This is a genomic window from Xanthomonas sp. 1678, assembly GCF_031455575.1.
Classification (GTDB): domain Bacteria; phylum Pseudomonadota; class Gammaproteobacteria; order Xanthomonadales; family Xanthomonadaceae; genus Xanthomonas_A.
In genome coordinates this window covers 213357-225801 of the sequence record NZ_JAVDSZ010000002.1, presented here as the reverse complement: position 1 = coordinate 225801, position 12445 = coordinate 213357, and the positions used below count along the sequence as shown (strand labels likewise).

Genomic DNA, 12445 nt, shown 5'->3' with positions numbered 1-12445 from the left:
GGCGCCCGCAACGCATCGTGAGCGCTGCGCGCTCGGGTCCGATCGCAACACGCACGTCGCACAGCCCGGCGCCCACGGCATGGCCGATTCGCCGCCGCGTCGCGCAGGTTACTTCCTCAACGAGGCATCGTCGCCGGCCTTGGTCGCGGCCGCGTCCTTGGCCGGGCGGTTGCGATTGTTCTTGGCCCGGGTGATCAGGTAGAAGGCCGCGCCGACGAACAAAATGAACAGTCCGGCGACCCATGGCATCAGCGTGGTGTCCATGCAAAGCTCCGTGGTTGTGCGATGTGCAACGACACCACATCACAGGTGAAGAGCCCGCTAGCCCGGCCCCGCATCGGCGCTCGCCAGGCCCAGCCGCGTGCGCCGACCGCAACGCGCGCACGCGTTCCGGCTCGACCCGCAGCGCCAGCAGCGACGTAGAATCCGCCGTGCAACACGAGCGCACCGGATTGCGTTGCGTCGAACTGCACATGCCATTGCTGCACACGCGCCATGCACCTGCTCAGTTCTGGCACCTTGCGCACCGCTGTCTCTTTCTACCCAGGAGAGTCCAGATGATCAGCAAGAACACGATTTGCCTCTGGTTCGACGGCACCGCGCTGGAGGCCGCCACGTTCTATGCGCAGACGTTCCCCGACAGCGCGGTGCACGCGGTGCATCACGCCCCCGGCGACTACCCCTCCGGCAAGCAGGGCGACGTGCTGACGGTCCAGTTCAGCGTGCTGGGCATCCCCTGCCTGGGCCTCAACGGCGGCCCGGCGTTCAAGCACAGCGAAGCGTTCTCGTTCCAGGTGGCCACCGACGACCAGGCCGAGACCGACCGCCTGTGGAACGCGATCGTCGGCAACGGCGGCCAGGAAAGCGCCTGCGGCTGGTGCAAGGACAAATGGGGTCTGTCGTGGCAGATCACCCCGCGCGCCCTGACCGATACGATCGCCGACCCGGATCCGGCAGTGGCCAAGCGCGCGTTCGAGGCGATGATGGGCATGACCAGGATCGACATCGCCGCGATCGAGGCCGCGCGACGCGGCTGAGGCGCGCCTCGTCGAGCCCCCTGTGGGAGCGACTTCAGTCGCGACGAGGGGCAGCAGGAAACTGCGCAGATCCGTGCCGGCAGCAGTCCCTGTTCCAGCGGCGGAACGACGCCTTCGACCAGCGTCTTGAGCAGGCACGCGCAACAGCATTACGCCCGAGCACAAACGACAAGACCCCACCGGAGCGGGGCCTCGTCCTGGGCGTCGATGCTGGCGGGACTTCAGAACTCCTGCCAGTCGCCGGCGTTGGCCGCGACCGCTTCGCGGATCGGCTCGCGGGCCGGTGCGCGGCGTGCCGGGGCCGCGGCCTTGGCCTTGGCCGGTGCACCCACCGGAAGCGCCGCCGCAGCCGCGCGCGGCGCGACCGCCGGCGCCAGCACCGCGGCGTGCGCGTCCAGCTTGAACAGCGCCACCGCATCGTTGAGGTGGCCGGTCTGCTCTTCCATCGAGCGCGCCGCCGCGGTGGCTTCTTCCACCAGCGCGGCGTTCTGCTGGGTGGCTTCGTCCATCTGGGTGACGGTCTGGTTGACCTGTTCGATGCCGGCGGACTGCTCCTGCGAGGCCGCGGCGATCTCGGCCATGATGTCGGTCACGCGCTGCACCGAGGCGACGATCTCGCCCATGGTGTCGCCGGCCTGGTTGACCAGCTGCGAACCCACCGCGACCTTGCCGACCGACTCGTCGATCAGGCCCTTGATTTCCTTGGCGGCACTGGCCGAGCGCTGCGCCAGGGTGCGCACTTCCGAGGCGACCACGGCGAAGCCGCGGCCCTGCTCGCCGGCACGCGCCGCTTCCACCGCCGCGTTCAACGCAAGGATGTTGGTCTGGAAGGCGATGCCGTCGATCACCGTGATGATGTCGGCGATGCGGCGCGAGGAGGCGTCGATCTCGTGCATGGTGGTGACCACGCGGCCGACCACCTCGCCGCCCTGCGAGGCGACCGAGGCCGCGCCGATCGCCAGCTGGTTGGCTTGGCGCGCGTGTTCGGCGTTCTGCTTCACGGTGGAGGTGAGCTCCTCCATCGACGCGGCGGTTTCTTCCAGATTGGCGGCCTGCTGCTCGGTGCGCCGCGACAGGTCGTCGTTGCCCGAGGCGATCTCGCCGGCGGCGGTGCTGATGCTGGAAGACGCCTGCTGGATGCGGCCGACGATCTGGGTCAACTGCGCGACGGTGCTGTTGGCGTCGTCGCGCATGCCGGCGAACACGCCGTGGAAGTCGCCGTGCATGCGTGCGGTCAGGTCGCCGTTGGCGATCGCCCGCAGCAGCTGCGAGACCTGGCCCAGGTTGCCGTCGGCGACCTGCATCATGGTGTTGAGGTGTTCGATCATCACCCGGAAGTCGTGATCGAAGCGCAGCGCGTCGCCGCGCTGGCTGAAATCGCCGACCGCCGCGGCCTGCGCCAGCGACTGGATCTGGGTGTTGATCGCCAGCAGGCTGGCCTTGGCCGCATCCATCGACTCGTGCAGGATCGCGCGGCTGCCGGGCAGGCGCCGCGCATCCTGCGACAGGTCGCCGGCGGCGTACTGGTTGAGCACCGCGATGGCGTCCTTGATCGCGTCCAGGTGTTCGAAGATCACCGTGTTGATGCCGACCGCGAGCTGGCCGTACACGCCCGGGAAATCTTCCGGGATGCGGTGGCCGATGTCCGGGCCGGCGTGCATCTCGACCATCTGCTGGGTCTCGCCGGAGAACCGGCGCAGCATCACCGTCATGTCGCGGGTCGCGGCCAGCATCTTGCCGGCCTCATCGGCGCTGGTGGCCTGGATGTTCACCGACAGGTCGCCGCGCGCCACCGACTGGATCGCATGCACCGCCTTACCCAACGGGCCGGTGACCGCGCGCGAGATCACCACCGCCAGCGCGGCGGCGATCAGCGACAGCAGCAGCATGCAGGCGACGATGGCGATCACGCTGGCGCGATGCGTGGCGTCGGCCTTGACGATCTTCGCCTGCATCTGCGCGGCGCTGTAGGCGCCCAGTTCCTTGAGCGACTCGAACAGCTTGCGCCGCGCCGGCCGCGACTTGTCGTCGGAGATCTGCTGCGCCAGCACGCCATCGCCGGCGGCGATGGCCGCGCGCATCTCGGCATTGGCGCCGAAGTACCCGTTCACGTTGGCCTCGACATTGCGGTACAGCCCCTGCTCCTTGTCGTCGGCGGGCAGCGCCGCATAGGCGGTCAGCTCTTCGCGCACCAGCTTGGTGGTCGCGTCCATGCGCTTGTTGTAGTCGGCGACCTTGTCGGGCTTGGCCAGCATGGTCAGCTGCGACAGCTCGAAGGTGCGGAACTCGCCGAGCTGCGCGCGCACTTCGCCCAGGTGCTGCACCGACGGAATCTCGTTGCCGGCCATCGCCGCCAGTTCGGTATGCGCGCCGCCCAGGCGGACCAGGGCGAAGGTGCCGAGCATGATCGTCATCAGCGTCGTCAGGGTGAACCCCACCGCCAGCTTGCGGGCGATAGGCAGATCGTGGAACCACTTCATGAGTGCAACTCCAGGCAAGAGTGTCCGGGCTGTCGCTGGTGGACGGCCGGCGGCATCCAATTCCGCTATGCACGAGGGATTGGGGCGTTATCTGGAGAGGTAACGGCGCCCATGGCGCAAACCTGAGAGCGCCATCCCGGTTTCTTGCTGAACAGCTCAGGGAACCGCCGAAACCGGGGAACGTGCGCACCCGCCGCTTGACGGCAAGACCGCGAGCTGATTTAAATGACCCACGGGTCATATAAACGAGGTGCGGCATGAGCGAGGTGCTGATCGTGGGCGCGGGCCCCACCGGGCTCACGCTGGCGTTATGGCTGACCCGGCAGGGCGTCGCTGTACGCCTCATCGACAAGAGCGCCGGTCCGGGCGAGACCTCGCGCGCCATGGCGGTGCAGGCACGCACCCTGGAGCTCTACCGGCAGGTGGGGATCGCCGAGGCCGTCGTCGCCGCCGGCCACCGCACCCCGGCCATGAACATCTGGGCCCGCGGCAAGCGCCGCGCGCGGATCGCGCTGCGCGATTCGGCCACGGGCCTGTCGCCCTACCCGTTCGTGCTGGTGTACCCGCAGGACCAGCACGAGCGCCTGTTGCTCGCGCAGCTCGCGTCGCTGGGCGTGGCGGTCGAGCGCGACACCGAACTCGTCGCCTTCGAGGACCACGGCGATCGCGTCGCCGCGCGCCTGCGCCTGCCCGACGGCAGCGAGCAGGCCGCCGACGTGCGCTATCTGGCGGCCTGCGACGGCGCGCGCTCGACCGTGCGCCACCGGCTCGGCGTCGATTTCGAAGGCGGCACCTACCGGCAGGTGTTCTACGTCGCCGATGTCGAACTGAGCGGCCTGCAGTCGACCGACGAAGCGCACATCGCCCTGGGCAACGGCGACTTCATCCTGGTGCTGGCCTATAGCGCGACAGGGAACTACCGGCTCATCGGCACCGTGCGCGACGCGCGTGCCGATCGCGCCGAGCAGCTGAGTTTCGCCGACGTCAGCGACGACGCCATCCGCAACCTCGGCGTCACCATCGACCGGGTCAACTGGTTCTCCACCTACCGCGTGCACCACCGCGTCGCCGAGACGTTCCGCCAGGGCCGCGCGTTCCTGCTCGGCGATGCGGCGCATGTCCACAGCCCGGTCGGCGGCCAGGGCATGAACACCGGCATCCTCGATGCCATCAACCTTTCCTGGAAGCTCGCCGACGTGCTCAAGGGCCGCGCGTCCGATGCCGTGCTCGACAGCTACGCGGCCGAGCGCCAGGCCTTCGCCCGCACCCTGGTCAACACCACCGACCGCGCCTTCACCCTGGTCACCGCCGCCGGCAGCGTCGCCAGCTTCATCAGGACCTACGTCGCCCCGGCCCTGGCCAGCCTGGCCTACCGCAGCCGCAACCTCAGCGAGCTGATGTTCCGCACCGTCTCGCAGACCATGCTGCACTATCGCGACAGCCCGTTGAGCGCCGGCAAGGCCGGCGATGTCGCCGGCGGCGATCGCCTGCCATGGGTGCAGACGCGCGACGCCGACAACTACGCGCCGCTGCCGCAGATCGGTTGGCAGCTGCACGTCTACGGCAGCGCGCGGCCCGAACTGCAGGCCTGGTGCGGCGCGCGCGATATCGCCCTGCGCGTGTTCGCATGGCGACCCGAGCACCAGCGCGCCGGCTTCGCGCAGGACGCGGCCTATCTGCTGCGGCCCGACGGCTACGTCGCCTGCGCCGCGCCCGACGCCTCGCTCGCGGCGCTGGACGGGTATCGTGTGGCACGGATACGCCCCGCACTGAGCACATCGCCCGCATGACCGACGCGCCGCCGAAATGGAAACGCCGCAAGGAAGACCGCCCCGCGGAGATCCTCAGCGCCGCGCTCGATGCCTTCGTCGAGCACGGCTTCGCCGAAACCAAGCTGGCGGACGTGGCCAAGCGCGCCGGCATCGCCAAGGGCACGCTATACCTGTACTTCGACAACAAGCAGGACCTGTTCGCCGCAGTGGTGCGGCACGGGCTGCTGACCAGCCTTGCGCCGCTCGAGCAAGCCGCCGCCACCTTCGACGGCGGGCTCGCCGAATTGACCACCCTGCTGCTGGCGCGCGCCGCCGACGGCATGGGCGACCAGCGCCTGCCGGCGATCCTGCGCATGGTCATCGGCGAGAGCCGCGCGTTTCCGGAACTGGCCCGCATCTGGCACGCCGAAGCCATCGACCGGGTGATGTCCACCGTTGCCGGCCTCATCGAGAAGGCCCAGGCGCGCGGCACCGCCCCGGCCGGCGACCCGAAGCTCTACGTGCTGTCGATCATGGGCCCGATGCTGATGGCAATGCTGTTCCACCAGGTCTTCGGCCGCGACAGCGCGCACGCCCCGAACCTCGCCGCGCTGGCCGACCAGCACGGGCGCCTGCTGCTGCAAGGCATCGCGCCCAGGGCCGTCACCGGATGAGCCGGCACCGCAGCTCGCCATTCCCATCGCCGCGGCGCACCCTGCGCCGTCGCCCGCCATCCCCTCGATCGCATGCCCGATGAAGAACCCCTACTACGACGGCCCCGCCAGCGACCACTTCGACGGGGTGCGCTTCTTCAACCCGGGCCAGCCGACCGTCGACAACTCGTTGGCACGCGTGCTGCGCTGGAAGGCGGCCATGGGCACGGTCCGCTGGCCCGACCGCGTACCAGTGCGTCCGGCCGTTCCCGCCGCGCGGCACGATCGGCTGCGCATCACTATGGTCGGCCACGCCTCCGTGCTGATCCAGGTCGCCGGCCTGAACCTGCTCACCGATCCGGTGTGGTCGCAGCGCGCCAGTCCCTCGCAAATCGCCGGTCCGAAGCGGGTCACGGCGCCAGGCGTGGCGTTCGCGGACCTGCCGCCGATCGATGCGGTGCTGCTGAGCCACAACCACTACGACCATTTCGACCTCGCCACCTTGGGCAAGCTGCACCAGGCGCATCGCCCCCTGTTCGTGATGCCGCTGGGCAACGACCTCCTGTTGCGCAAGCACGCGCCCGATGCCCGCATCCAGACCGGCGACTGGCACGACCGGCTGCCGCTCGGCGACACCGCGACGGTGACGCTCACCCGCGCCAACCACTGGTCGAGCCGCGGCGTGAGAGACCGCAGGAGGGCGCTGTGGGCCGGCTTCTTCGTCGAAACCGCACGGGGCTCCGTCTGGTTCGCCGGCGACACCGGCTACGGCGATGGCGCGATCTTCCGCGAGATCCGCGACAGGGTCGGCGCACCCGACGTGGCCCTGATCCCCATCGGCGCCTACGCGCCGCGCTGGTTCATGGCGCCGCAACACGTCGACCCAGCGGAAGCGGTGCGGATCTTCCAGGACACCGGCGCCCGACAGGCGCTGGGCATCCACTGGGGCACCTTCCAGCTCACCGACGAAGGCCGCGAGGAGCCGCGCGAAAAGCTGGCCGAGGCATTGCAACTGGCAGGCGTTGCAGCCGACCGATTCGTTGCGGCCGAGCCTGGGCAGGTGTTCGACTTCAAGGATCCGTCCGCCTAGTTTTCCTGCACTGCGCCTGCGCACGTGCACGCCATCGCTCCGCACCCGGCCAGAGCATGCGCGCCTGCGTGGCAGACGCCGGCATGACCGGTGCGCTGCAGCGCCTAGTCGAGCGCAACGCTGCCGGCGCGCTCGACCCACTGCAGCGCGGCGTACACCGGCAGGAACGCCAGCAGGACCAGGGCCAGGTTCAGCGCGTACTTCAGCACCAGGTACAGGTTGCGATTGCGCGCCTTCAGCGCCAGCCCGCGCATGCGCCAGGGCGCCAGCGTCGCGAATACGCCGGTGAGCAGGCCGCGCCGGTCCTCCGCCGTGTTGGGAACCGCCAGCGCGCGCGCCAGCAGCGCGTACACGCGGTTGAATGCGCGGCCGGCGACGTGCATCGGCCGCTCGACGTCGCACATCAGGATCAGCCGCAGCGCCTTTGTGTCGTTGCGGGCGAAGTGCGGGTAGGTTTCGTCGAAGACGAAATCCTGGCCATCGCGCCAGGACAGCGCGTGACCGTCCACGTTGATGAAGCAGCCGTCGTCGTTGGGCGTGGCCAGGCCCAGGTGATAGCGCAACGAGCACGCCAGCGGGTCCGCGTGCAGGCTCAGCTCCGCGCCGGGCGGCAGCACGGAGAACATCGCGCCGCGGATGCCCGGCACCTGCGCCAGTAGCCGCAGCGTCTGCGGGCACAGCCGCTGTGCGGAGCGGTGCGGCGCGCCGTACCAGGTCAGGTAGAACTTCTTCCAGCCGCGCTTGTAGAACGTGCGGAAACCCAGGTCGTGGTAGCCCGCCGAGCCGGGCTGGCTGGTGGCGTCCAGCTCGCCGCTGGCGTGCAGGGCCAGCGCCTCGGCGCGGATCTGCGGCCAGTGCGTGCGCAGCACCGAGATGCCCGCGAGGTAGCCGGCGTCGATCACCGGACGGCGCGCGAACCGGCGCGTGGCCATGTACAGCAGGCAGTTGAATGGCGCGAACAGCGGCCAGCTCTTGCGCAGGTACTGGCCGAAACCGGCGTAGCGCAGGCGGGCGCGCCATTTGTAGACGTAGGCGATGGCGGCCACGGCATAGAGGCCCATCGCGCAGAGGGCGAGCGTGCTGAACGGCATTGGAGGTCTCGCTGCTGGACGCGCGCGGGCGGCATCGCCATGGCGTCGGATGCGTCGGATGGTGGAGCGGGGATGTCGTCGGAATGTCGCGCGCGGCAGCGGCGACTCACGCGCTAGAGGCATCGCCACGTGCTGCGGTCATGACGCAAGGACAGCCGCGATGCCGTGCTTGCTCATGTCGCGAATTCACGGATGCAGCACCATCGCGCGCACGATCAGTACGAGCGAGATCAGCACGAAGCACACCGTCACCCGCCATAGCCAGGCGTTGTGGCGGCGCGCGGCGAGGTTCTTCTTGAGCGACGGCAGTTCGGGAAGATCCCGCAGCGCGAGGAAGCCTTCGCGCTTGCTCCAGTCTTTCTGCTTTGGGGGATGGGCGTGCATCGTGATTCCTGGGGGAGGTGATGGATCGCGCGGATGGTCCCTGCTCTCGTTCCTGGCTGGCGATGCATGCGTCGGCATGCGGCTGGCACTGGCATCCGTTCAAGGCGCCGGCAGCGACGCCGGCGCGGACAGCTCGCCGCGCCAGCCGCCGCCGAGTGCACGGAACAGCGTGGACAGCGCGATCTGCCGCTGGGTCTGCACGTCCACCAGCGCCATCTGGCTGGCGAAGTCGCTGCGCTGCGCGTCCAGCAAGCGCAGGTGGTCGTCGACCCCGCTGCGGTAGCGCGCCTCGGACAGGCGCAACGCCTCCGCGGTCGCCTGCGCCGCCGCCCGTTGCGCGGTTTCCTCGCGCGCCAGCGTGTCGGTGGCCGCCAGCGCGTCGGACACTTCTTGGAAGGCGACCTGGATGGCGTGCTCGTAGGCGGCGACGGCAACGTCCTTGCGCACGTGCGCCAGGTCGAGATCGCCGCGATTGCGGCCTGCATCGAAGATCGGCAGGGTGAGTTGCGGCGAAAACGACCACAGGCGCTGGCCCGACGACCCGAACAGATCCGACAGTTCGGTGCTGCCGCGTCCGGACGTGCCGGTGAGCGCGATGCGCGGGAAGAACGCCGCCCGCGCCGCACCGATGCTCGCGTTGCGCGCCTTCAGCCGATGCTCCGCGGCGCGGATGTCCGGGCGCCGCATCAGCAGCGCCGACGGGGTTCCCGGCGCGATCTTCTGCACCAGCGTCGCGCCGTCGGCTGGCAGCGTGGGCAGGCGCTGGCCCGCATCGGCGACGCCGAGCAACAGCGTCAACGCGTTGGTCGCCTGGCGGAACTCGCGGTCGATGCGTTCCAGATCCACCTTGACCTGTTCCACCAGGCCGATGGCCTCCTGATGGTCGAGTTCGTTGGCGAAGCCCAGGTCACGCAGCTGCGCCGTCAACTGCAGCGAAGCCTCGCGCGCGGCGAGGATGTCGGTGCCGATCCGGTAGCGGTGCTGCGCGCCGTCGCGCACGAGGTAGGCCTGGACCACCTCGGCGACCAGGCTGACGCGCGCGCTGTGCGCGTCCCGCTCGGTGGCCAGATAGTCCTGCAGCGCCGCGGCGGACAGGTTGCGCACGCGGCCGAACAGGTCCAGCTCGAACGCCGCCAGTCCCAGGCCGACCTCGTAACTGCGCTCCACCTCCGGCGTCCCCAGCGCGCGCTGGCGCACACCGCTGGCGTCGAGCTGCAGGGTCGGCAGGCGATCGGCGCGTTGAATCCGGTACTCGGCGCGCGCGGCCTCCACGTTCAACAGCGTCTGCCGCAGGTCCCGGTTGTTGGCCAACGCCAGCGCGACGAGTTCGCGCAGCGTCGGATCGACGACGAATTCCTGCCAGTCCAGGTTGACAGCGGGAGGCGTGGACTCATTCGTCTCGTGCGCGGCGGTGCCATCCGACCACTGCTCCGGGACGGGCGCCGGCGGCCGCTGATAGGCAGGCGCCAGGGAGCACCCTGCCAGCAGCAGCGCAGCGGCCAGGGACGCCACGGCCGAGCGCCGGGTGTGGAAGGTCGAACGCGGATGCATGCGTGGTCTCTCGCTGCTGCGCGGAACGCGCGATTCGGGCGCCGGCCGGGCGACGCGCCCGACTGTCGTAGCGGTGCGATCGAAGCGGCGGCCACGGCCAGCGCCGTGGCCGCCGAACGGTCAGAAGCCGCGCGAGAAACCGATGAACATCGACGCGGTACCGTCGGTGTCCGGCTCGATGAGCGGGCTGTCGCTGAGCTCGTCGGGCAGCACGCTGTACTTGACGAACGCCAGCACCGACCACTTCTCGCCGATCGGCCGCATGTAGGACGCGCCCACGTGCGCAATGGTCGCCGCGCCCGGCTTGTAGTCCACCACGCCGCGCGCGACCTCTTCGTCGAGCGTGCCGTAGTAGTAGTTGGCCATGTCCTTGGACAGCCAGGTGACGCCCACGTTCGGGGTCAGCCGGCCCTTGCCCAGTTGCAGCGGATAGCCGTACTGGAGCGAGACCTCCTGGCCGCCGCTGGCGTCGATCGCGTCGGCCAGGATCTCCGCTTCGATCTCGCCTGCCGCACCGCTCCACGTCGCCGCCAGCCCGAGATCCAGCCCGTCGTCGCGATCCTCGAGCAACCGATAGTCCAGGCCGTTCGCGGCGAGTTCCTTTTTGCCCAAGTCGTCGATGTCGAACCCGTCGAAGCGGAATTTGGCGATCGCCGACAGCGCGAAGGCATCGCCGCCGATCAGCTTGTAGCCGGCGGTCAGCCCCCTGAAGGAGAATCGCTCGCCCTGGAAGCTCACCAGCGGGAACGGCGTCACCCGGGTGCCCTCGCCGGCGTAGGGGCTGTCGCTGACCACGGCGGCGACCCCCAGCCCCCATCGCGGCGGCCCCTGCTCTGAAAATGCATCATCCGCATCCGCCGTTTGGGCCATCGCGTCGAGCGACAGGGCAGACAGCAACGCAAGCGACAGGAGTTTCTTCATGGGACGCCGAACCTCAGTGAGTGGTGGAGAGAGAGCGCGTCTGCGGCGAGCCGTGCGTTGGCAACGGGGCGCTGCAGACATCCACCTCAGAATGGACCGGCGGTGTCGCCGAAATGTCGCGTGCTGCGGCGAGCGACTGAACGATGCCTGTACTGGAAGCTACAATGCGATGACGCTCGCCGCGACGTCCAACGCGGCGCGCGTACCGCCACCGGCGGCCGGCTCGATCGAAAGCGTCCAGCCGAAGCGGTCGCAGATCCGGCCGATCAGGAAAAGGCCGAGGCCCTGCCCACGGATGGGCGCCGATCGGCGCAGGTTCTCGCGGTAGCGCCGGGCCGCTTCGACGGGATTGAATCCGCTGCCCGAGTCGGCGACCGACACGACGCCGCCGCGCAGCGCGACTTCGACGTAACCGTCGTCGGTGCTTTCGATCGCATTGCGGATCAGGTTGCTCACCGCGATGCGGACCATGGCTTCGGGTACCGCGATGAAGGTGGGCTCGATCTCCCCGACCCGCAGGTGCGCCGCCTTGTCGCCGAGCATGTGCTGGTGATCGGCCACCAGCCGCGGCAGCAGGTCGTGCAACACCGTCACATCCATCGGCTCCTCGCCCGCGCCGGCTTCGCGGGCCAGGTGCAGCAGCGCCACCATGGTTTCCGACAGATCGCCGACCGCGCTTTCCATCCGCGCGAGCACCGGCGTGGCGACGTCGGGCAGCGCCATCTGCTTGAGCACGTCGACCGCGCCGGAGATCACCGCGATCGGCGTCCTGAACTCATGGCTGGCCTGCGCCAGCACGCTGCGCTCGCGCTCGATGAACTGCTCCACCCGTTCCAGGTGCGCATTGCTGGCGTGCGCGATCATCTGGATCTCTTCGCGCCGGTAGGTGGTGGGCAGGCGCTCGCCGGCGGTGCCGGGCACGATGGCCTGCATGCGCTGCGCCAGATCCCGCACCGGCCGCACGAGGTTGGCATGCAGCCAGACGATCACCCCGCCGATGAAGACGACGAAGAAGCAGCCCCAGACGGCGCTCTGCACGGAATTCCAGTTCTGCTGGTCCTCGAGCTGGGCGATATCGATGGTCGTGATCAGCCGGCCGGGCGGAAGATCGACGATCAGGGCGTGGAAACTCCTGTGTCCGCCCAGGCCCTCGAAGGCGACGTTGTCCTGGAACGTGCCATACGCGGCCTCGGTCGAGTACAGCCCGGGCGGCAGCGCCGCCAGATACACGGGCATGCGCGCAGCCGCGCGGCCGGGCGCGACATACCAGGAGCGCACGATGCCGCTCTGCGGCAGCGCATCGGCCTGGCCGGCGCGCACCCGGGCCGCGTGGTCGGCCGAGGTGGAGCGCAGCAGATCGACCCAGAACCTGTGCTCGATCAGTTGCTGGCTCCTGAAGCTCTGCACGCTCAGCGCGGTCAGCATCGCCAAGCCGGAGCCGATCAAGGCCGCGCTGATCCACCAGTGCACGCCGCGCGGCCGGCGGA

At 69.5% G+C, this 12445-nt stretch carries 11 protein-coding genes; 4 read left to right on the top strand and 7 right to left on the bottom strand.

Going from position 1 to position 12445, the window contains the following annotated elements:
- Positions 1 to 108: 108 nt before the first annotated feature.
- On the bottom strand, positions 109 to 264 hold the full coding sequence (locus J2Y70_RS04165; protein WP_263395867.1) for a hypothetical protein: 156 nt from the start codon (positions 262 to 264) through the stop codon (positions 109 to 111).
- A 293-nt stretch (positions 265 to 557) separates the two neighbouring features.
- Here J2Y70_RS04165 and J2Y70_RS04160 point away from each other — a divergent pair, with 293 nt between their 5' ends.
- Positions 558 to 1037: a VOC family protein gene (locus J2Y70_RS04160; RefSeq protein WP_309913676.1), complete on the top strand. Its 480-nt coding sequence runs from the start codon at positions 558 to 560 to the stop codon at positions 1035 to 1037.
- 221 nt (positions 1038 to 1258) lie between these two features.
- Here J2Y70_RS04160 and J2Y70_RS04155 read toward each other — a convergent pair whose 3' ends face one another.
- Positions 1259 to 3517: a methyl-accepting chemotaxis protein gene (locus J2Y70_RS04155; RefSeq protein WP_309913673.1), complete on the bottom strand. Its 2259-nt coding sequence runs from the start codon at positions 3515 to 3517 to the stop codon at positions 1259 to 1261.
- A 257-nt stretch (positions 3518 to 3774) separates the two neighbouring features.
- Here J2Y70_RS04155 and J2Y70_RS04150 point away from each other — a divergent pair, with 257 nt between their 5' ends.
- From J2Y70_RS04150 to J2Y70_RS04140, 3 genes are all read left to right on the top strand, one after another.
- On the top strand, positions 3775 to 5307 hold the full coding sequence (locus J2Y70_RS04150) for an FAD-dependent oxidoreductase (RefSeq protein ID WP_309913670.1): 1533 nt from the start codon (positions 3775 to 3777) through the stop codon (positions 5305 to 5307).
- Complete coding sequence (locus J2Y70_RS04145; RefSeq protein ID WP_309913667.1) at positions 5304 to 5942, top strand: TetR/AcrR family transcriptional regulator; 639 nt, start codon at positions 5304 to 5306, stop codon at positions 5940 to 5942. The genes J2Y70_RS04150 and J2Y70_RS04145 overlap by 4 nt, the downstream gene beginning before the upstream one ends.
- A gap of 79 nt (positions 5943 to 6021) precedes the next feature.
- On the top strand, positions 6022 to 7011 hold the full coding sequence (locus J2Y70_RS04140; protein WP_309913663.1) for an MBL fold metallo-hydrolase: 990 nt from the start codon (positions 6022 to 6024) through the stop codon (positions 7009 to 7011).
- Positions 7012 to 7115: 104 nt separating this feature from the next.
- Here J2Y70_RS04140 and J2Y70_RS04135 read toward each other — a convergent pair whose 3' ends face one another.
- The 5 genes from J2Y70_RS04135 to J2Y70_RS04115 form a co-directional block, all read right to left on the bottom strand.
- A complete protein-coding gene (locus J2Y70_RS04135; RefSeq protein ID WP_309913660.1) occupies positions 7116 to 8102 on the bottom strand; it encodes an aspartyl/asparaginyl beta-hydroxylase domain-containing protein in 987 nt (328 codons plus the stop codon).
- A 186-nt stretch (positions 8103 to 8288) separates the two neighbouring features.
- Positions 8289 to 8486 (bottom strand): hypothetical protein, encoded by a 198-nt coding sequence (locus tag J2Y70_RS04130; protein WP_309913658.1) that lies wholly within the window; start codon positions 8484 to 8486, stop codon positions 8289 to 8291.
- 99 nt (positions 8487 to 8585) lie between these two features.
- Positions 8586 to 10037, bottom strand: coding sequence for an efflux transporter outer membrane subunit (locus tag J2Y70_RS04125; protein WP_309913655.1), 1452 nt, complete (start codon positions 10035 to 10037; stop codon positions 8586 to 8588).
- Between the two features lie 120 nt (positions 10038 to 10157).
- A complete protein-coding gene (locus tag J2Y70_RS04120; protein ID WP_263395879.1) occupies positions 10158 to 10958 on the bottom strand; it encodes a MipA/OmpV family protein in 801 nt (266 codons plus the stop codon).
- Between the two features lie 159 nt (positions 10959 to 11117).
- Positions 11118 to 12383 carry a HAMP domain-containing sensor histidine kinase gene (locus J2Y70_RS04115; RefSeq protein ID WP_309913652.1) on the bottom strand — a complete coding sequence of 422 codons (1266 nt, stop codon included), beginning with the start codon at positions 12381 to 12383 and terminating at the stop codon, positions 11118 to 11120.
- Positions 12384 to 12445: the final 62 nt, after the last annotated feature.